Annotated in this window: 20 protein-coding genes, 1 pseudogene and 1 riboswitch; of the genes and pseudogenes, 3 read left to right on the plus strand and 18 right to left on the minus strand. The window is 34.7% G+C overall.

Annotation, left to right across the window (positions count from 1 at the left end; all coding sequences use genetic code 11):
• Window positions 1-59 precede the first annotated feature (59 nt).
• From GQR60_RS14665 to GQR60_RS14675, 3 genes are read left to right on the plus strand one after another with little or no spacing between them, the layout of a single operon-like run.
• Window positions 60-1,601 (plus strand): acyl-CoA carboxylase subunit beta, encoded by a 1,542-nt coding sequence (locus GQR60_RS14665; RefSeq protein ID WP_124993647.1) that lies wholly within the window; start codon window positions 60-62, stop codon window positions 1,599-1,601.
• Window positions 1,602-1,632: 31 nt separating this feature from the next.
• Window positions 1,633-3,120, plus strand: a complete 1,488-nt coding sequence (locus tag GQR60_RS14670) for an acetyl-CoA carboxylase biotin carboxylase subunit (RefSeq protein ID WP_156195299.1) — start codon at window positions 1,633-1,635, stop codon at window positions 3,118-3,120.
• A gap of 2 nt (window positions 3,121-3,122) precedes the next feature.
• Window positions 3,123-3,635, plus strand: a complete 513-nt coding sequence (locus GQR60_RS14675; protein WP_124993649.1) for an acetyl-CoA carboxylase biotin carboxyl carrier protein subunit — start codon at window positions 3,123-3,125, stop codon at window positions 3,633-3,635.
• Window positions 3,636-3,718: 83 nt separating this feature from the next.
• On the opposite strand, the gene GQR60_RS14680 is transcribed toward GQR60_RS14675, so the two are convergent.
• The 18 genes and pseudogenes from GQR60_RS14680 to GQR60_RS14760 form a co-directional block, all read right to left on the minus strand.
• Window positions 3,719-4,429: an anaerobic ribonucleoside-triphosphate reductase activating protein gene (locus GQR60_RS14680; protein ID WP_124993650.1), complete on the minus strand. Its 711-nt coding sequence runs from the start codon at window positions 4,427-4,429 to the stop codon at window positions 3,719-3,721.
• Window positions 4,430-4,458: 29 nt separating this feature from the next.
• Entirely contained in the window at window positions 4,459-6,612 is a 2,154-nt protein-coding gene (locus GQR60_RS14685) for a ribonucleoside triphosphate reductase (protein ID WP_225441429.1), read from the minus strand.
• 106 nt (window positions 6,613-6,718) lie between these two features.
• A riboswitch (cobalamin riboswitch) is annotated at window positions 6,719-6,902 on the minus strand.
• 267 nt (window positions 6,903-7,169) lie between these two features.
• Window positions 7,170-7,724: a PepSY-associated TM helix domain-containing protein gene (locus GQR60_RS14690; protein WP_124993651.1), complete on the minus strand. Its 555-nt coding sequence runs from the start codon at window positions 7,722-7,724 to the stop codon at window positions 7,170-7,172.
• Complete coding sequence (locus GQR60_RS14695; RefSeq protein WP_124993652.1) at window positions 7,708-8,235, minus strand: hypothetical protein; 528 nt, start codon at window positions 8,233-8,235, stop codon at window positions 7,708-7,710. Before GQR60_RS14695 ends, GQR60_RS14690 begins: the two co-directional genes overlap by 17 nt.
• An 11-nt stretch (window positions 8,236-8,246) precedes the next feature.
• The gene (locus GQR60_RS14700) at window positions 8,247-9,470 is read right to left on the minus strand and encodes a DUF4857 domain-containing protein (RefSeq protein WP_124993653.1); all 1,224 of its coding nucleotides are present in this window, start codon (window positions 9,468-9,470) and stop codon (window positions 8,247-8,249) included.
• 120 nt (window positions 9,471-9,590) lie between these two features.
• Window positions 9,591-10,262, minus strand: a complete 672-nt coding sequence (locus GQR60_RS14705; protein WP_124993654.1) for a hypothetical protein — start codon at window positions 10,260-10,262, stop codon at window positions 9,591-9,593.
• A gap of 3 nt (window positions 10,263-10,265) precedes the next feature.
• Complete coding sequence (locus GQR60_RS14710; RefSeq protein ID WP_101308524.1) at window positions 10,266-11,153, minus strand: ABC transporter ATP-binding protein; 888 nt, start codon at window positions 11,151-11,153, stop codon at window positions 10,266-10,268.
• An 11-nt stretch (window positions 11,154-11,164) separates the two neighbouring features.
• The gene (locus tag GQR60_RS14715; protein WP_124993655.1) at window positions 11,165-12,697 is read right to left on the minus strand and encodes a DUF6850 family outer membrane beta-barrel protein; all 1,533 of its coding nucleotides are present in this window, start codon (window positions 12,695-12,697) and stop codon (window positions 11,165-11,167) included.
• Window positions 12,698-12,766: 69 nt separating this feature from the next.
• On the minus strand, window positions 12,767-13,999 hold the full coding sequence (locus GQR60_RS14720) for a DUF4876 domain-containing protein (protein WP_124993656.1): 1,233 nt from the start codon (window positions 13,997-13,999) through the stop codon (window positions 12,767-12,769).
• Between the two features lie 13 nt (window positions 14,000-14,012).
• Entirely contained in the window at window positions 14,013-16,829 is a 2,817-nt protein-coding gene (locus GQR60_RS14725) for a TonB-dependent receptor (protein ID WP_124993657.1), read from the minus strand.
• 195 nt (window positions 16,830-17,024) lie between these two features.
• On the minus strand, window positions 17,025-17,699 hold the full coding sequence (locus GQR60_RS14730) for a hypothetical protein (RefSeq protein WP_124993658.1): 675 nt from the start codon (window positions 17,697-17,699) through the stop codon (window positions 17,025-17,027).
• Between the two features lie 234 nt (window positions 17,700-17,933).
• On the minus strand, window positions 17,934-18,374 hold the full coding sequence (locus tag GQR60_RS14735; RefSeq protein WP_124993659.1) for a hypothetical protein: 441 nt from the start codon (window positions 18,372-18,374) through the stop codon (window positions 17,934-17,936).
• A 9-nt stretch (window positions 18,375-18,383) separates the two neighbouring features.
• Entirely contained in the window at window positions 18,384-18,791 is a 408-nt protein-coding gene (locus GQR60_RS14740; protein ID WP_191991630.1) for a C39 family peptidase, read from the minus strand.
• Window positions 18,792-18,902: 111 nt separating this feature from the next.
• Window positions 18,903-18,959 (minus strand): annotated as a pseudogene (locus GQR60_RS20425) (4Fe-4S binding protein); the annotation flags it as partial.
• A gap of 397 nt (window positions 18,960-19,356) precedes the next feature.
• The gene (locus tag GQR60_RS14745) at window positions 19,357-19,743 is read right to left on the minus strand and encodes a DUF2023 family protein (protein WP_225441430.1); all 387 of its coding nucleotides are present in this window, start codon (window positions 19,741-19,743) and stop codon (window positions 19,357-19,359) included.
• A 5-nt stretch (window positions 19,744-19,748) separates the two neighbouring features.
• Window positions 19,749-20,255, minus strand: coding sequence for a flavodoxin (locus GQR60_RS14750; RefSeq protein ID WP_124993661.1), 507 nt, complete (start codon window positions 20,253-20,255; stop codon window positions 19,749-19,751).
• Between the two features lie 154 nt (window positions 20,256-20,409).
• Window positions 20,410-21,012 (minus strand): helix-turn-helix transcriptional regulator, encoded by a 603-nt coding sequence (locus tag GQR60_RS14755; RefSeq protein ID WP_124993662.1) that lies wholly within the window; start codon window positions 21,010-21,012, stop codon window positions 20,410-20,412.
• Entirely contained in the window at window positions 21,002-21,742 is a 741-nt protein-coding gene (locus GQR60_RS14760) for a hemerythrin domain-containing protein (RefSeq protein ID WP_124993663.1), read from the minus strand. The genes GQR60_RS14755 and GQR60_RS14760 overlap by 11 nt, the downstream gene beginning before the upstream one ends.
• Between the last annotated feature and the right edge of the window lie 38 nt (window positions 21,743-21,780).

The raw sequence follows: 21,780 nt of genomic DNA on the forward strand, positions 1-21,780 counted from the left end.
TCTATTTATTTGGAAAATATGCTCACAATGAATTCATTTAAATTTTACAACTAAAAATAATGAAAGACAACAGAATACCATTTCAAAAATATACAAGCCGACAAGAACAGTTAGCAGCACAATACAATTGGGAATATTTCTCGAAACAACACAAAAAGGGAAAACTAACTGCCAAAGAAAGAATTGAATTGCTGTTCGACGAAAACAGTTTTGAGGAAATAGACGCATTTGTTAAACCTTCAGGCAACATAGAAACGAACATATATGGAGACGGTGTAATTTGCGGACATGGCAAAATAAACGGTCGCAAAGTATTTGCCTTCGCTCAGGATTTTACATTTATGGGAGGTTCACTGGGATCTGTTCATGCCGCCAAAATCATGAAAGTTCAAGACATGGCCTTAAGTATGGGTCATCCAATAATCGGACTAATTGATTCCGGCGGAGCAAGAATACAGGAAGGTGTGGCAAGTTTAGCAGGATATGCCGGAATTTTCCACCGCAATGTAAAAGCATCAGGTGTAATTCCTCAAATTTCAGTCATACTTGGACCTGCTGCCGGTGGTGCCGTTTATTCTCCGGCTCTTACCGATTTTATTTTTATGACCAGACAAACTGCATACATGTTTGTAACCGGTCCGGAGATCGTAAAAGAAGTCTTAAATGAAGAAATAAATTCAGAAGATTTAGGAGGTGCGGATATACACGGTTCCAAAAGTGGGGTTGCTCATTTTGTTTACGATGATGAAGAACATACTCTTTTGGGGGTCCGAAAATTATTGCAGTATTTACCCTCTAACAATGTAGACTTTCCTCCTGTATCGGCTCAAGAAGCTTTAGCTCCTAATAATCCCCAAAAACTTGGTGTAATTATCCCTGAAGAGGCCAACATTCCTTACGATATGCTGGATATTATCAACAATATTACAGATAAGAACAGTTTTTTCGAAATATCTGAAAATTTTGCCGGTAATATCATCATAGGATTTGCACGCCTTCAAAACAAAGTAATAGGATTAGTTGCCAATCAGCCTAAGGTTTTAGCCGGAGTTCTGGACATTAATTCGGCAGAGAAAGCCGCCCGTTTTGTTCGTTTCTGCGATGCTTTCAATATTCCTATTTTGGTTCTGGAAGATGTCCCCGGCTTTTTACCTGGCAGCAATCAGGAACATTCCGGAATTATCCGGCACGGTGCAAAATTATTGTATGCATTTAGCGAATCTTCTGTTCCTAAAATAACAGTAATAGTAAGAAAAGCTTATGGCGGAGCTTATATTGTGATGAACAGTAAAAATATGGGAGGAGATTTTAATTTTGCCTGGCCTACTGCCGAAATTGCCGTTATGGGTCCCGAAGGTGCAGTAAAAATCCTTCATCGAAAAGAACTAATCCAATCGAAAAATACCGATGAACTAAAAGCAAAATTAATTGCTGACTATAAGGAAAATATTGCCAATCCATACATTGCTGATGAAAAAGGATATGTTGACGAAGTAATTGAACCCGCCAACACACGTAAAAAATTAATTTCCGCTTTCGAAGCTCTGGAAAACAAATACATGGAGAAAATTGCTAAAAAGCACGGAAATATTCCTCTTTAAATACAAACAAATTTGAACTGATATCTTAAAAATGATCAAATCAATATTAATCGCAAACCGTGGTGAAATTGCAATTAGAATTGCAAAAACAGCCACAAAAATGGGGGTTTTAGTGTATTGTATTCAGACAAACAGAGAGGCAAATGCTTTGTATCTCGACTTTGCCGATGAAATTATTACTCTTGAAGAAAATCCAAACGGATCCATTTTCTTAAATGCCGAAGAACTAATTCGTCTGGCAAAAGAACACCAAATCGAAGCCATTCATCCGGGCTACGGTTTTCTTTCCGAATCGCCTTATTTGGCAAGCAGATGCAAAGATGAAGGTATTCTGTTTATCGGCCCAAGCGAAAAAGCCATCTATACGATGGGAAACAAAGGGATGGCCCGCAATATTGCTCAAAAAAGCGGAATCCCCGTTTTGGCTGGCAGCACTACAAACATTACTAATTTTTACGATGCAAAAGCCTGGGTGGAACAAATTGGCTATCCGGTGATTATGAAAGCCGTTGCCGGAGGTGGCGGCAAAGGAATGCGCATTGTCCGTTCGGCTGATGAATTGGAACTGATGTACAAATTGGTTACAAACGAAGCTAAATCAGCTTTTAACGACGACTCTTTGTTAATCGAAAAGTACATTGAAAGTCCTAAACACATCGAAATACAGGTATTGGCCGACCAGCATGGAAATGCCATTCATTTATTCGAACGTGAATGTTCCATTCAGCGCAAACATCAGAAATTAATGGAGGAAGCTCCCTCAGTTGCTGTTTCCGATGATTTGAGAAATAAAATGGGAGAAATGGCTCTTTATCTTTGTCGGAAAATTAATTACCACACACTAGGTACGGTAGAATTCTTATTGGACAAAGATAATCGTTTCTATTTTCTGGAAATGAATACCAGAGTGCAGGTAGAGCATCCAATTACCGAGGCAATAACCGGAATCGACTTGATTGAGCAACAGATTAAAACAGCAGTTGGTGAAAAACTGGAACTTCAACAAGGCGATATTCAAAGAAAAGGCTGGGCAATTGAATTGCGTATTAATGCCGAAGATGTGCAAGCCGATTTTTCTCCTAATCCGGGAATTATTGATAGAATGGAATTTCCTGAATGCAGTTTCCTGCGTGTTGATACAGGTTTTGAAAACGGCAAATTAATTCCTCCCAGTTACGATTCTATGATTACTAAATTGATCATTACGGGAGATAACAGACAAGAAGCCATTAAGCATGCTTTAGCGGTAATTGAAAACACGGTAATAAAAGGTGTAAAAACAACAATTCCATTTTTTAAACTGGTGCTTAATCATCCCGATTTTATCAATGGATCATACAACACATCGTTTATATCAGAAAAACTTGATAAACCTTTCTTTCAGGAACAGGATGAAGAAAAAGCTGCAGCCATAATGGCTCTTCAGGCTTATTTAAACGAAAAACAAAAAATCGAAAGTAATTTGACTCACAAGGAGGATTCCGCGTGGGCTACTAAAATGAGAAATAAACTTTTTTAGCCATGATTACACTTAAAAAAAACAAGAACTTTGTGCTTTCCGGAGATCAATCGTACAGCTTAAAAACACAAAACTATCAGGTACTTTCTTCCCGGTCAAAAAACGAAAGATTTACATTAAAAGAAAAAGACAATGAATTTATCATTCAATACAAAGACAAAAATTTCATTGGTGAAATCGTTGAATTAAAACAGAATAAATGTACTGTATTAGTAAACGGAAACACCTATAACTTTACAATTGATACCGAAGCTACTTTTCAAAGAAAAGAGAAACTTCGTAAAAATAATCTCATCAAGCCCAATTGTAATTTACTTGCTCCTATGCCGGGCAAAATTACAGAGGTATTAACATCTGAAGGATGTATAGTTGAAAAAGGAAGTCCTCTGGTGTTGCTCGAAGCAATGAAAATGCAGAATCAGATATTGGCCGCACAAGATGGTACAATATCAAAAATCCTGGTTAAAGACGGCGATAGTGTAATGTCCAATCAGGTTTTAATCGAAATAGACTAGTTTTGGCAATTAGTTAAATCCCCTGCCGTAAAGGTATGTCCTTTGGCAGGGGATTAACCACAAACTAAAAAAACTTATATCAATTAACCAATCTGGCTAATATTACCATTTAAATCCTGGTTGGATTTAATGATCTCTTCTACCTCCAAATGAGTATAGCCTGAATAATTTGCAAAAGATGAATCCAATACTTTTACGGGTGAAAACGACTGTAAAGTGTATTTGTAATCTCCTTTAAGCACTTCGCACATTTTACGAATATCGGCTTCGGAATGACACTCACGAATTAGTGTTGTTCTAAACTCAACATCAATCGGCGAATCTTTGAGAATAGCAATCGACTTTTTCACATTCATCAGTTGAATTTCTGTAAACTGATTTCCAACAATTCCTTTATATGCAGATAATTCAGGCACAGTCTTCAAATCCATTGCCACATAATCAATCAGATTCTGCTGCATCAGAATTCTTAAAAGCTTGGGATTGGTCCCATTCGTATCTAATTTTACAAATAGTCCCAATTCCTTCACTTTACGTATAAATGCGACCAAATCTGACTGAACAGTTGGTTCACCTCCGGTAATAACAAGGGCATCAATAAATCCCTTCGCTTTTTTTAAATAATTCAACACCTCAGTTTCACCAACTGAATCTCCCATAGGGTGATATTTCGAAATCAGCTCCCAATTGTGACAAAACCTACATGCCATATTACAAGCTTGAGTGAAAATCACCGAAGATACCTTTCCAGGATAATCAATTAAGCTGTTCTTTATAAATCCTGATATTTGCATTGAAATAAATTAAGATGGTGAAAAATCAGCTAGCAAACGACCTGTTCTTCTTCCTCAACATGAGCCTTTTTGTCAAATAATTTTCTTTCCTTAAATTCCTGTCTTTTGCCGTCATTCCACTGATGTATGGGACGCAGATAACCAACAATCCTCGAGAACACTTCACATTCCGTCCGTTGACCGGAATTAGCACATTTCGGACACAATTCATGTTCTCCGTAAATGTATCCGTGTTCGTGGCAAATACTAAATGTAGGTGATAAGGTAATATATGGGAGATGATAATTATTGGTTATTTTTTGCAGCAACAACTTTACGGCATCAACAGAAAGCTGTTTTTCTCCAATAAATGTATGAAACACAGTTCCTCCGGTATATTGCGTCTGCAACTTGTCCTGCAATGTTAAAGCTTCGAATAAATCATCGGTATATGCAACCGGAAGCTGCGAAGAGTTGGTATAATAAGGTGCTGCCCCTTTTCGGAAGTTTTCCTGATTGGCAACAATTATATCATCGTAAGTTTTGGTATCAAGCTGAGCCAAACGATAGGTTGTTCCTTCGGCCGGAGTCGCTTCCAAATTATAGATGTTACCTGTTTCCTCTTGAAAACTAACCAGTTTTTGCTTCATAAAATCAAAAATCCGAAGTGCAAAAGCATTTCCCTCTTCCGAAACCAAATCACTTCCAATAAAGTTCAGGCAACACTCATTCATTCCAACAATGCCTATTGTTGAAAAATGATTTTGCCAAAATTTGCCATTCCTGTTTTTCAAATGACGCAAATAAAATTTTGAATAAGGGAACAATCCTTTTTCCGTTAAATTTTCAATCATTTTTCGTTTGATCTCCAGACTATTTTTCGCCAAATTCATCAGATGCTCCAACCGCTTAAAAAATTCGGCTTCGTTACTTGCTTCGTAGCCCAAACGAGGTAAATTTACAGTTACCACTCCAACCGAACCGGTTAACGGATTTGCACCAAACAGACCTCCTCCACGTCGTGCCAGTTCACGTTTATCCAAACGCAGCCTGCAACACATACTTCGCACATCATCAGGCGACAAATCAGAATTTACAAAATTAGAAAAGTACGGAATTCCATATTTAGCAGTAATTCTCCAAATGTTTTCATACGCTGGTTTATCCCATTCAAAATCGGATGTGATATTATAAGTTGGTATTGGGAAAGAAAAAACACTTCCATTGGCATCTCCTTCTTCAATCACCTGTGCAAAAATTTTATTAAAAAGATCCATCTCAACCTGAAAATCCCCGTAAACTTCGTTCATCAATTTGCCGCCAATAATTACCGGCTGATCACTCATAAATTTTGGAACATTTAAATCCATGGTCACATTGGTAAATGGTGTTTGGAAACCTACCCGGGTAGGAACATTCATATTATAAAGAAACTCCTGAAGAGCCTGTTTAATCTGATTTTCATCCAATTGATCGTACCTTATGAAAGGAGCCAATAAGGTATCGAAATTCGAAAATGCCTGGGCTCCGGCGGCTTCTCCCTGCATGGTATAAAAGAAATTGACCACTTGTCCGAGAATGGTACGAAAATGTTTGGCCGGCCGGCTAACCAATTTGCCCGATGCGCCTTTAAAACCTGTTAATAAAAGATCTTCCAGATCCCACCCTACACAATACACACTTAAGAATCCAAGGTCGTGAATGTGAAACGCTCCTTTCTTGTGAGCATCTCCAATTTCCTGCGGGTAAATCTTATTCAGCCAATATTGTGAACTTACAATGGTCGAAATATGTTGATTCAATCCCTGCAGAGAATATGACGAATTCGCGCTTTCTTTTATTCTCCAGTCCTGAAGATTCAAATAATCGTCAACCAAGTTTAAATTGGAAAATAATTCCTTGGTATCGCGAGCCAATTCATGCTGTTTCCGGTATAAAATAAATGCCTTCGCAACTTCAAACAAATCATATCTGAATAATGTTTTCTCTACCAAATCCTGAATTTCTTCCACATTGGGAATTCCCGAAAAATCAATCTCTTTCATGATCTGACTGACACAAAATTCGATTAGTTCAACGCGTTCTTCACCTACTGCCTGAAATGCTTTATTGATTGCATTTTTAATTTTATCAGGCTTGAATTTAACAACCTGACCGTTTCTTTTCCGAATTTGAGATTCGGATACACTACCATTCATTTTCATTTTATTGTTTTTTGATTTTGAAAAAAATGATAGCTTCTGAGGAAAATATAGAATAGGAAGATACATTTAATTGTGTATCCTCATTCTCTGCCTTTCTCCCGAAAGCTACGAATAATCATTACAGGCAGGTCTTCTGGCTTGTCCTCTTTTGGTTTGCCTTCCCATTTTAGTTGAGATAAAACAGTGGCTTCAGAAACCAAAAATATGAGGATTTACAGCTGCGGGGACAGCTCACGAATTAAACGTGATTCCCTATTATTCCTTTCGGAACCTATAAATCAACACAATAGTAAGAAGAAAAAATATGATAATCAATCTGAGTTATTAACAGTTATTGGTCAATAAGCTATGAAAGAGGAAGAAACACGGTTCAATTCTTTTTCAGGAAAGAATATCCTCAATAAAGAAAGCTCAGTAAATTGAATTTATCTACTACTATGCAAGGAAGTATTTGAGAATTCATCTTATAAATGAGATTTAAAGCAAACCAATTTGTATCCTACTTTTTGAATTTACCTTAAAGAAAAACTTCAAATACGAATTTGTCTAAGTACAAACTAAGTGAAAAAATACAAAAGTACAGGTATAATAAAACCAATCATCATTAACCAAATGCCTCTTTTCTTAAATCCATTTTTCCCTTTCACCATAACAGCTCCGGAAATGGCAAAAAAGATTAATACAATTGCGTAAATAATGGCTATTGATGAAAACCTTTTGCCTGAATTGTAGTGAATATCATTCACAAACTTATACACCGGCACCTTTTTATATGTTGTTAGTAAAACCTTACCGTTATTAGGGTAATACTCTCCCAACCCACCTTTAATATAGATATTATAAATTCCATTTGCCGGAATTACCTGTGTTAACTTTGGCAAGTCTTTAAAATGGTTTTGAAAGTATAACTTAAATTCCTTTGGACTTAAATTTGGTTTAGCTTTTTTCTCCAAAACTATTTCCTGATACGAAGGATCTTTCTCATTTTTTTTCAAGATTAATAAGACTCCCGACACAGCATAAATCAAGGTTAATCCTATAAATAAATAGCCAAGATCTCTATGCAGAGACCTTATGCTTTTATTCAACTTTTTACTATTCCACAATTTCATACGAAGTTCCGTTTACGAAATAAACTAAATAAAAATTTCTATTTGCCTTTTTCATCCATTCGCGCATTTGATTAATATTTATCATTTCTGAGGCACAATGTTCTCCCCCTTCTTCGGCATCTTCTTTAGCCTTTACTTTTGCTTCCCAATCGTTAATAAACTTTTCAGATAAACGGTTCTCTTGAAGCGTTCCTTTAACCGCAATTGTAGAACCTGATAATTCCCGGTTAAAACCCTTAATATCTCCCGTAGCTTCAACTCTTAACGACAGTTTACCTGTTTCATCCAGTAATATCACTCTACGACCCGAATGAGCACATACATGTTTTACTATTCCTTCAAAATAAACCTCTTTCCCTACATTCTGCTCTGCTGTTTCCATTATCTGAGCAATGGTTTTAGCGGCATGTTCCTTCCCATTTTCTTTTTTTAGTGCCTGTTTTTTATTGATTTGATTACAAGAAACCAATACACTTAAAGCAACAAATGCTGTAAATATTAACTTTTTCATTTCTAAATTGTTTAACGATTAAATATAATGTTTGCGATAAAACCATAAATACCTGTAATTGCAATCCAAACCACTGAAAACAATTGTATTTTTTGTTTCCGATATCTCGTAATGAAAACAAATACCAATGTCAATAGTAAATTGGTTAGTAATACCCAATAAGATCCAAAATAAACCATAGGTTTGATGTATTTGGTATTGGCATTTGTAAATCCAACTGCGAATGGTAAAATAAATTTACTATAAGCAGATTCTGTAATATCCTGCTTAAATGTTACTTCATCAACCACCTGTTTTGTATCTGCATTAAGAGCTAAAACTGTTTTCCCTTTCGATGATATTACATTGACATTCCAGAACAAAGGATTTGCCATAATCAACAATTGATCTTTATTGATATCGAAAGCTGATGTTGGAATTTCCTGTAGTTTGTAAGCTTCAGTTGTGATAATGTAGAGCCTTTTATTTGTATCAAATACAAAGGCATAAAAGCTTCTGTCGTCTGGTTCCATTGTTGCAATGTATTCCGGAACTACACCTGCAGGTAAAGAAACTTTCCTCAAAAAAGGCATTGCATTCACCATTTTTAAGTGGAAAATCTGATCGTCATTATCGATAATAAAATAGCCTTCATCGTAGGCTTTTCTGGTTGATGGATTACCCGCTGCCATTTTAGCAGGAAATCGGAAACCCCTTTTCTCAAAAATCTTATTAAAACATTGACTTTTTTCTTCATTTACCCGATTGGTTTCGGGATTGATAAACTCAATTTTAGAATTTAAACGAAAAACATCACCAGGCATTTCAATTCTAACTCGTCCCGACATGGACTCAAACAAAGTATAAAGACCAATGTGCGGCTTATTTTTATCAGTAGGATTTACTTTAAAAAAGAATTTCTTAGAATTCACTTCCCTTGGATTAATAAGCTTGCCATGAATACTTTTTGGCATTCTTCCGTCTGCCATTAATTGTCTGGAATAAAACATTGGTAGTATACTGTCGAATTCTGATTCAGAATACACTCTATTGGTATTCATGTTTTTGCGAATCAAACGTTCTTCCTTATCATCAAAATCGATGGTGCAGAAAGCTTTGTCAACAGAACTATAATAAGTAAATATATTTTTTGAAGCTGTATCGGTAACCAGATGATAAGATTTAGGCAACAACCATGCTAATAGCAGGGTGCCTAAAATAACTATTAAATAATTTATTGAATATCTATTTTTCATGCGTTTCTATTTTCTCAGTTGCAGCATACTACTCTCATGAATATTTAATCACTCTCTTGTGTGAATAATTGAATCATTAAATTTCGCATGCTTTTTTTATATCTATTAAAAGCGAACATATTAATCCTGAATTCCAACTTTAAAACGTTGAACCGAGAAGTAGCCAAACGGTAAGACATAAAATGGAATAATAACAACACTTACCACTACAAAACTGTATGCTCCGGGGAAATCGGTCAGATAAAACAATTGAAGGCTTGCAAACATGATTAAAGTATTGAAGATCCTTCGTTTCCAACTTGGCTCCAAACAAATCCATGACATCATTGCATAAGCCGCTAATCCGGCAATATACCATGGCAGTAAAGTATATATCATGCTCGCGGTTATTTCCACAGGAAAATAAATTCCAGAGAATGTCAGAAGTATTAGTAAGTGCATCGCAAAAATTATCATCAGCAATGTCATTCCAAATCCTAACATTGTGAAAACAATTTTACGATTGGACAATGGCAGATGTAAACTTAACTTGATTCGCTTTTGAACCATTTCAGGAACAAACTGTGCTAAAGCCAAACAAAATCCGACCGCAGGAGGAAAGAATTTTAAATCTCGGAATAGAAACTGATCTCTGTTTACAATTACATCCCAAAGATGTTCTAAACCTACCATGCGAAACGACCTGCCTAGTTTTAAAAACAGATATGTCAAAAGAATTACTCCGGCAATAAATGCACCTATGGCAAACCATTTGGTTTTTTTCCATTCTTTAAATAATAATGCTCTTATCATCTCTTAATATTTTCCGGTTAATCCAATAAATGCCTCTTCTAAACTCAAACTTTCTTCCTGTATAGAATTGGTTACCTTAACATTACCGCTTAGTAATTTTTCCAATTCATTTTTCGACAGTAATGAATAAAGTTCTGTTTTCCCTTTAATGCTTACTGAATTATAAATGTGATTGCTATTGTCCAACAACTCAGGCTTTTCGCATGTAAATCTGTATCGTTTAAATGACTCAAGAAGTTCACTAACTGGCTTTTGCATCACAATACGACCATAATCCATAATCAAACAATCATCAATCAATCGTTCCATGTCCTGAATAATATGAGAGGTGACAAAAACGGTTTTATTTTCCGCTTTAGCATATTCACTTAAATAGTCAACAAACAACATGCGGTAACCAGGATCCAAGCCCATCGAAAAATCATCGAGAATTAAAAGCTCTGGATCTTGTGCCAGAATTAACCCCAAGGCTACTTGCGATCTTTGTCCGCACGACATTCGGGATATTTTCTGTTTGGGATCAATTTTCAGCAGTTTCATTAACTCATAGTAAGCATCCTTTCTCCATTTGGGATAAAAGGCAGAATAAAACTTCTCAATCTCCGAAATGTTCATGAAAGAATATTGAACATGCCCTTCAATTAATAAACCAACTTTTTGTTTGGTTTCTGGTGAAAGGTTTGCCGAGCTTTCGCCAAACATTAAGCATTCTCCGCTTCGTGGTTGTAAATAGCCGTTTAAAATGTTGATTGTAGTGGTTTTTCCTGTTCCATTTTTTCCTAATAATCCTAAAATTCGTCCTTTCGGGATTTCAAAATTCAAATTCTCATAAATACAGCGTTTGCCGTAATAGTGAGTTAGGTTTTTGCATTCAACAATAGCTTGTTGCATAAAATATATGTTTAAAGTGTTAATCCAATTGCAAAATTGAAACTGTATTGTGATTTAGAATTTTCTATTATCATGTATTGATAAGCTAGTTTGGTATAAATACCATAAGTATTTTTTGTGTCGAAATCGTATCGAATATTCGAAGCCAAGCTCAGCCAATCACTTTTTAAATACTCATAGTTTGGAACAATCAAACTTTCATTTGCCTTTCCTTTTGCCAAAGATGAAGTTGTTAAATCACTATTAATGCAGTATTGGGCTAATGCCTCGAGTTTTATATTCAAGCTAGATTTACTAAACTGAAAGTTTCTTCCTGTATTTAGCCTAAGCGTTACATGTTCTACTTCTTGTTTGGGATTTTTAGAATTAGCTATCTTATATTCTGACTCATCAGAAGAGTATTTAATTTCCATTTGATACAAAGAACTGTGCTTAATACCCCTTACCAATAAAATACTTGTAAAACCTCCATCTAGATACTTGGCTGAATATTTTTCGATGACACTTAAAAGTTGTCTATTATAATTATAGTTGTAATCAGACCCTGTTTTACTTTGATAAGATGCGAAAGAATTTATTTTGAATATTTTATTAGTGAACTGATACTGCTTTCCTAAAGTGAATTGAAACTCCTTAGCATCTAAATCATTCACAATATCATAGCCTGTCCCAACTATTTTTAATAATTCCAGTTTCGACTTTTTGTATGAGAATGACTGATACCATCCTGTTTGGCCAATAGGAATCAATTGTGTACCCAGTGAATACCCTTTCTTTTCATAAATATTACCAACACCTCCACTATTGGTTACAACCGTTGAGAAATTCTCATCGCTAATACCTAATCCTCTCAGATAAAAAACTTTAATCCCTGTACCAGGTCGCAACGCATCTACTTCATGATCTTGCTGATAATCATGATATCCTGCATACAGACCAATCATATATTTTGAATTGATTTCTCTTGTACCTCCTAATTTTATTTCTAAATCAGAAACGGTAGATTTTGGTCGTGGATCTAATTTTCTGTAATCTTCTGAGGATCTATATTTGGCCTGAAGGGCATAAGTACTTTTCTTTTGAATCAGACTGTATATTCCTTCGAATGAATAATTTTCGCCGTACGTTTTTCCACCAATAGTATCCGCCACGATATATGGAGCCAATTCACTGTAATCGCTTACTGTATTCCATTTAATATTATCCATATTGTTTTTGCTGTAACTTGCTCTTCCAAACACAAAGTTTTTCTCACGTCTTTTAAACGAATAAGCATCAAAATCAATTGAGGATGTTTTGTTTCCAGTTTCAATTCTGTACAAGCCATTTGCTTTCCTCTGTTTCCAAGCCAAAGAAACATCGGTAAAAGATTTATTGTATTGATGACCTAGCATAGCAGGATTATCCCAAATCCCACTTTGTATTTGAATTAATTCCTTTTCAAAATCAACGGCATTCGCATTTCTATCTTGAGCAAATGCTGATGCTGTTAAATTTAAGAGAATGACAATTCCAAGAATGGATTTTAACTTTTGTGTTAGCATGTAAACAATAAAATTAAAGAAGACCCTCAGAGACAAGTCCAACGGATCTTCTTTAAGGTTAATATTGGATTATTCCTCTTCGATTATACCTGGTGTAGGATCAGCAGTAGGAATAAAGTCGAATTCTGAGTTGTTGGTATCCAATAAAACAATACGATTACCTTCTTTGTGACTTACCTTACGCTTCACACATTTTCCGTAACGAGCATCATCCCCGTCACCAGCATGAGTCCAGGTAAGGTCTAATGATGGATCGAGAGCTTTCCATTCGTAATCAGAAACAGTAGAACATTCTACTGCATCGATAATTATATTATTTGGAACTTTCCAAGCATCAAAATCCATAACTTTCACAAAGTCACCCCATACAAAAGTATATTGATAGTGGTAAGCGTTATCAGTATTAAATTTCTCTGGTGTCATATCATCCATCTTAAAGATCACATAAGAAGTAAATCCACGATTGTGAAGTCCCCAAACAGAAGCTGAAGTAGAAACCATTTTTTCCATATTAGGAACTTCCGGTACGTCTACATCAACATCAGCACCATCGAACCATTCAAAATCTGCAATCGATAAATCAAATGAATTCGCATTCTCAGCAGAGTGATCAATGGCTACGTCACATACAATAATAGATTTTCCAGGTTCAACAGGATATTCTTTTCCTGATCCGGGAATTCTATAAACTGAACTAACAGGTGTATATTCTTTTCGTACATCAGGAGTATATTCATTCAATGACTGAGCTGTATTTAGTTCAGATTCCGCAATACATAAACCATCAGCATATAAGATTTTATCCGTATTGTTATAAATTTCAAAGTATTTATCATCATTATACTGTTTTCCTTCTGGTGTTTTTGTTCCACTGAAGAAGATTTCTGAAATCACAAAACTGGTATTCTTTCTGTACTCAAATAAGTCGATAGTAAGATCGAAAGATCCTCCTGTAACTTCAACATTCTCGCTAAAGCCTCTAATCCCCGTGGTAGCATAAATTATTTTATCATCAACATCTCTAGTAAAATAATCCACTTCGGCTTCTACAGTAAAATTGTAAAGACCATCTTCCAGGTTCAATGTTGGAAGCATGAATCCATATAAATCCTTGGAAATTTCTTCTCCGGAATTAACATTAGTAACAGTTACCGTACCATTCTTAAATGTTGGTGCCTTTAGTTTTGCAGGTGGATTCAACACCAAATTCAAATCTGATTGCAATATTGGATCATCATCATCGCTGCAAGAGAACAAGGATACTACCATTAAAAGGCTTAAACCGAATATCAGTTTTTTCATTTTTTATTATTATTTAAAGATTAATATTAAGTTCCATTCCAAAGTATGGAGATACTTTTCGAGTTACTTTAGTGCCATCACTACGCGTATAATCCGGATGATAATCTAAAATTCTATTTACATAAAAGGATAGTTCCATCTGATCACCTATGCTCTTTGATACGGTAAGATTCACATCAATACCAATAGGAGTTTTATACAAGTCAAAGTCATTTGGACTTGGTTTGTGATATAAGAATCGCAATAACGGATCTGTTGTGTGTGATTCATTGTATTCAAACTGATTTCCATCCATATCAAAATAATACTCAGGCATACCATCATGAGGATTATATCTAAATTGATGATACCACATACACTGTATGGCTGTTGAGAACATTAAACCAAATTTTTCAATATGAGTATCCGCTCTAAAATTGGTATTGAACTGTTCATATTCTTTCCCTCTGTCCCAGTTGTAATATCCTATGTATGGATAATCCTTTCCATCGATTACTGTACTTGGGTGTTTGTAAGTTGCATCGCTTAAATCGTATTTAGCTCTCATCCAAGCACCATTAATTGAGACCCTTGAGTGTATGGCATCAATTTGTCCCAAATCAATTTGATACTCAACACCTACTTTCTCTTCTCGTGCGCCGTTTGCTCTTTTACTATAGTAGATAAATTCTTTTCTTGATTCATAATCGAATTGTTCTACTGTTGGTGGTCCACTTAATTCATCGGGATGAGGTCCTGATGATACATCGTATAATTTAAAACCCATTGTTTCGTAATATCCCAATCGCTTAAATCCATTCTTAAGCAATTCGTGATATGCTGTTACATAAGCTCTGGCCTTTCCCAATTTTAAATTAAATCCAAATTCAAACTTTTCATTTCTATTGGGTTTCAACTGATAATTGATTGGATCAATCATTTTGGTTTTATACTGTACTTGTCTTAAATCTTTATTTTGAGAAAAATAATTTAGCTGAACGATATCGAGATAAAGCATATCTGGATATAGGTGTGTCAGCCCTGGGAATTTGGTATGCATCCCATATCCACCAGTTAACTCAACATATCCACTTCTATTAAATAAATTGAACTTAGGAAAGCGCCATCTCATGTTAGCTCTGGGATCGAAATAGAGTTTCCCTGAGAGAGCATAATCCGATGCCATATTCAAGGCCTGTGTTGCTCTTACACCCCCTTGTAGATTTAACCTGTGATTCGCAATAGGAATACTTAACTTATCTTCCATATAGAATGACAGTCGTTGAATAGAAGGAATATCTTTTGAAACCCTTGATCTGCCATTTCCTGGATACAATGGACGGTTTACGTCATACACCTCTCCATCTCCAAAGTTTTTGTTGTATCTCCATTCTGCTCCGATTAGAATGTTTTGCTTTACATTGAAAATATCCAATTGGAAATCCGATGAAACATCTGCAAACAAATAAATAGGTTTGCCATCAACCACAAGGTGAGACAAATAGGATGAGGGCAAATACTCACTGTAAAATTCTCCTTCCTCTCTATTGGTCATGATGGGTGTATTATTTCCCAGTACCGACTTATCTATGACCTTTTGATTGTGTGTGTAACTACCATTGACTCTAGCCTCAATTCCTTTAAAGATTGAAGATTTATAAGACTGCCATGAAAGAGTGGTACCTGCACTCACTTTATTGTATTTACTCTTATACTTATCAGTTTCTGGTAGGTCTATCTCCGGGTCTTTCTTAGTTTCATCAAACGATCCAGTATAATCAATATTTGCATTAAAAGTAAATAAGCCATTTTCGGATTCTGATCTGCTTCCATAACGCACTGATCCAGTTATTCTACTGTAATTTACCTTCGGATTTCTGGGATCGGATTTATAATCCAAATAATCAATATCGGCATTCAAGCTTTTACTTCCTCCCAAATTCACACCTTTTCCTATCGAGAACAATTTAGAACCTGGATCTGCTTTAATTCTTGCAGTCAAGGGCTTTGCTTTATAAGCCCGTGTGATATTGACCAAACCACTGGTGAGATCCCCATATTTTACAGAAGGAATTCCTCGAACAATTTCTACAGATTCAATATTATCTGTAGAGATCAATCTCATATCAATACCTTTACCAGTCGTATTTCGTCGCCTTATGTAACGATCTGAACTATAAGATCCGGTTACATTTTGCAATTCTGCATCATTGGAAATTGCCTGTCCGTCAATCACAAATGATGTTCCAAAGGATGAATTATAATCATATGAATCATTACTAAAGCTAGAGGCACTACCAGGCTCTCTCAATGAAATCAATTTCATCGTGGTCATCGAATTCTTTTGGCTTACGCCTCCGGGAAGCAATTCCAAAATATCTGCAAAGCTGGAAGGCTGTAGATGTTTTAAGGCCTCTTTCTTAATGGTGGAAGATGTTCCGTTCTCTCTCGATTCTTCCGCAATTACAATTACCTCTGATAAATCCTGCGATTCTACACTCATTTGCAATGTGAATGGCTTTCTTTGTGCTGTAAGTGAAATGGTATCTTGTATTTTTTGGTACCCCAAGCACGAAACCATAATGGTATATTCTCCATTAGGTACATTGTCAATGCTAAACTCTCCATTTAAATTGGTGGTTGACCATTTTAATGATTCTTTCAGCACAACCGTTGCAAAAGCAATGGGTTTGCCCGATTCTTTTGCCACAAGCCTGCCCTTTACAGCTGGGTGTGTTTGAGAAATAGCTTGTGAAGGTATAAATGTTATGCCAAGCACAAACAATACAATAAGAGAACTTAATTTCATGTCAATCCAACATTTTTTGCCATTAGTTAGCCCTTTATTCATGGGCTTTCATCTTCTTATTAAGATTTACTCTTAATAAGTGGGACAAAGGTATATTGGATTACAAGTCTGCACAATCCTCATAAATAATGATATTACCTGAGGTTACTCATTGTTTATGATGATTTAATAAAAATCCCAGCGAGAGCTTAATCCAACAGGGACTTTCATATACAACTATAAAGAAAATAGCATTAATTATTTATTCGGTTCAGCATACACCTCATAATAAGTGTAATCATATCTTTCCACATGACATTTAAGCAACGCTATTCGGGAATTAGAGGTAATCCACATGTTTGTTGGACTCGCATCATCTTTTTTATAATGAAACAATTCATTGTATTTCTCCATTAAAAGTTCTTCGTCTTCAAGTGTGTAATCCGGATCAGAATACAATTCTTTCATAAAATCCAAAAAGATATGCTCATGGATTTCATCTTCATCTCCTATCCCAAAGGTAACAGATGGCACATCATCATGTTTATCTTGATAGGTAGTAAATCGAAGCATATTTGGGAACATGGTAAAGTAACCTGTTCCATGTCCGATTGAACCTTTAATTTCTGACCAATAATAGCTCAAAAATTCTCTGTAGTTTGTGACTTCTATGGCAGTAGTATCGCTATAAAATTTATCTTCATCTTTATAGCCTATTAAAAATGTATCAAACTTACCTGGCACGAAGAAATTATAAGACCATGAGTATACGGTATGCCCCCATTCAAAAACTTTAGTTTTCCCCTTTGTATCAACATGCCATTCAATAGAGTCATAAGTATCATAAAGTTCATTGTAAGAATGTCCCGCATTGGGATTCATTTCAAACTCCATTCGCTCAAAAATATTCTTACGCGTTTGTTTAACTTTCAAAGCAAAATTTAATTGAGTGGATTCTTTTTTATCAACATTTGGTAAAACATTGTCATGATCATCATCACAAGATACAATCTACCAAAAGTTTAACCACATCCACAAGTCTTTGTTTTCATTGTCAAATTAAATATGTCTCTGCACTTGCGATATATTTAAAGTTTCATGTCTTTTAATTGGGTGTTTATCATGAATGTGAATATATGAAAAACGCCCTGAGGGCGTAATTATATTTTATTCATTAACACGTTTCACTGTCATCGAAAATTTTGTTTTCTTTTTAAAACCCATTATTTCAACTTTATCCCTAGAAATACTAACGATTTCCCAAACTGAACTTATCTTATCAGGTGAATCCCTGTGATTCCTTATCGAGCCGTTAGAACCCTTCACCGTACGAGAGGAAATAATAATATACTTACCATCAACTCTCTTACCAATATTATCACAATTGAAAACTGTTGGTACAAAATCACTTAAATAGTAAACTGATTTAATAGCATCAATATCATTAATATACGTAAATACACTATCAGATATGAATTTATGACCGTAAGTAATTTCTACACTGTCAACTTGCCATCGATGACCATTCTCAAGTAATTCCTTCACGGATTGGCCAAAACTATTTAAACCAACCAATACTAAAATCAATAAAATAAAATGCTTTCTCATAATAATCAATTATTTACATCCACTAATTACAAAATTATAGTTGTTATTAAAATAACCAGGATGAGCTTCCATCCATTTACCAACTTCAGGATCCATATAAATTAAATAACCATTGTACTTATAACCAACAATAACAACATTGTGAAATACATTGGACTGACTGGTTGCCATATCTGTCATAACAACATATCCCTGATCAATTGTGTTAGTAAAACTACCAAAGTTATGCGTATAAAAATAATGATTCACTAAATCATCCATGTACTGTAACTCAACACCTTGAGTTATATCAACATTACCAGATAATTGCATATAGTAAAAAGCTGCTGCATCTTGAGTTACTCCTCCATCACATAAATTATCACCTAAATAACCCATAATAGAAACAACACACAAACCCTGTATTTGAGTAGTCATAATCTTAGACATGTTAGTGTCCGCTAAACTGTCATTAGGTACAGGAGTATACAATTTAGGATTACCTATAGGATCTCCCCCTCCAAGAGGTGTGCCACCAGAGTTAATGTCATAAATAGCCCCTACAGGACAATATGGTACGCACTCACCACAATTATCACATTTCATTTTTTAGGTTCAGTAGGCTTACTTGGATTCCCCTTTTCTCTTACTACAAATTTTACTGACATAATAATTAAAATTTTAAATGATTGGAACAGATTCTCTTTTATTTAGACAAATAAAACTAAGTATGAATAAAACATAAGTAAATCATTAAAAATGATGATATTTAATAGAGATCCTTTTTACCTGTAAAAAATGTTGTTAAATTAACAAAGGTTTGAAATCAGTATTATTTCGCATTTTAGTTTATGTGAAAATGCCGGAACTGATGATTTCTTTCATGCTAATCATTATTAATGATAACAAATCAATCAGTACTCTAGTTCATAAAAAAAATACTCACTAAAGAATAATCGGATTATCTAAAGTGAGTATTGAATTAGCAGCAAAAGAAAATCTTTTAACCTACTTGTCTGGAGTTTGTAATTGGTGTGACAATCCCTTTTCGTTTCATGTATCTTTCATATTGCAGAGTTCTGTCGTAGCCAAGCATAATACCAAGAATAAAATCCTCCTCATCAGAAAAATGAGATAAAGATTTTTCACCAAATGACAAAATAATCTGAATACACTCCTCTTTACCAAAAAAAACATTAATCTTATTTTCGTTAACCGTATGCAAAAAATAATTAATCCCCTTTCGAATTAACAACTCTTCTGTTTTATCTTTTTCTTTACTATTCATCGTGTGTAAAACGAGGCTTCTTAATCCTTTTTTATACTCGTATACATGATGAAGCAGTATCTGCATGTCAGCAGTTTTATAATCCAAGCAAGTAATTTTCATTTTCTTCAATTGAATTGAGAGCCAATTTGTTCAACCCAGGATTTTATTCTTTTACTTGTTAATTCGCTTTGATTATCCTCATCTATAATTAATCCAACAAATTGACCTTCTTTTTCTGCTTTTGAAGCATCATATTCGTATCCTTCAATTGATGTTTTACCAATTAATTCAGAATTTTTATCTTCCAGAAGTTCATAAATTTCCCCCAATCCATCAACAAATGAATCGGAGTAAGAACACTGATCACCCAGTCCAAACAGAGCAATTTTTTTTCCTGCTAAATTCGAATTCAACAACTCAGCTAAAAAGCATTCAAAATCATCCTGTAAATCGCCGGTTCCCCAGGTTGACGTGCCAAAAATAAGATTATTAAATTGCTCAACATCACTAGACTTGGCTTCTGAAACATCAAAAATCACCGCTTTATCTTCTCCTAATTCTTTCTGAATTAATTTTGCTGCTGATTCTGTATTACCGGTTGATGAACCGTAAAAAATTCCAACATTCTGCATCTTTTATTTTTATTTATTATTAATATATATTCCCGGAAAACCTCTTGCAATAGCTATTAATTATGATTTTAACGAAACCCCGAAAACATTATACAAGGCTAATTATCTAACACTTACAATATCGCCATCAACATTTCTTGCTAATAAGTTCTAATCACCTTACTTCCTCAGCTTTAATAATATGATTCATTAAGGCATAGACTGTTAATCCTGAAATAGTTTTTATTCCTAATTTTTGGGTAATATTTTTCCGATGAGTAATCACCGTGTTGATGGAAATAAACAATTGATCAGCAATTTCTTTATTTGAATAACCTAAAGCTACCGCCTTTAAAACATCAATCTCCCGATCACTTAAAGTACCAGAATCATGATTTCCAAAAGTGGAGTCCGACTCTTGAAAGAAGAGTTGTAATTTTTCAACCACCTGTTTTCTGTTATAAGAATGGAGAATAAAATGCTCAAATACGCAATTTGGTATTTTTTGCTGACCAATTATTATTGCCTTACAAAAACTACAAGAACCTTTAATACCTTTTAAACAATCTTGCTTTTGTTTGGGTAAAAGATCTTCACTAAGAATTAAATAATTTAAATCCGGAACATCATTCACAAGTCGTTCCAACTCCACAAAACTATCTGCTTCGTATAAATCCGATTCTATTCCAATCACATTTAAAAGTGTTTTAACTCCTAGTCGAACCAAGTATTGGTCAGAAGCAATTACTGTTTGTATTTTTTTATCCTCAAACTCCATAATACTCAAGTACTTTACGTTCTAACATTTTAACTTTAGGAATTAATACTTTCTCTTCCATTCTTGTGTGATCCTCAATATCACATTCCAGTTGAAATAATTCTGTAAGTAAATGTTCACAATCGTCTTCACAATGTAAAGGGGGCAAAAACCTTATGATTAGATTTTTCATATCAGCCAGTTTCACTTCAAGACTTTCGTGGTTACGTTCATATATCTCTATTGGTTCACGTTTTATTTTTTCTATTAATTGCGGTGAACAATTATTTGATTTTAAGGCTTTTTCTAAAGCGAGTACATAAGGAAATACATTTTTTTCTTCTTCACTAAAATGATGTTCGATATCAATTTTATACTCATTAAAAAACTGTTTTAACAAAGCAACATTTCTACTATTCTCAAATTGAGCTGTCTGATCCATCCGATCAATAAATAGCTCTATATGCGGTACTTTTGAATTTAAATAGTAAGAATGAGTATTGGTTAAATAGGAAACCATAACATCGGCTTTAAAATCGCACAAATGATTTTCCGGGAAATAATCAATACTGTGATAAGAATTTAATATTTCTAAAAAGAATGGAAGATCTACATTCCGATCTGTACAAATCTCTTCAATGCTCTTATTACCGAATCCTAATTTTATTCCAAATCGAGATATAATGGGTAGCAACTGATAATCTCTTAAGATCACCTCTGCCATTTTACTGTTTTTTGTAAAAGCAACCATCTACTTCTTTTTTATACGTTTTTATTGAGTTTTGTGAA

It is taken from the genome of Labilibaculum euxinicum, from assembly GCF_009795715.1.
Lineage (GTDB): Bacteria > Bacteroidota > Bacteroidia > Bacteroidales > Marinifilaceae > Labilibaculum > Labilibaculum euxinus.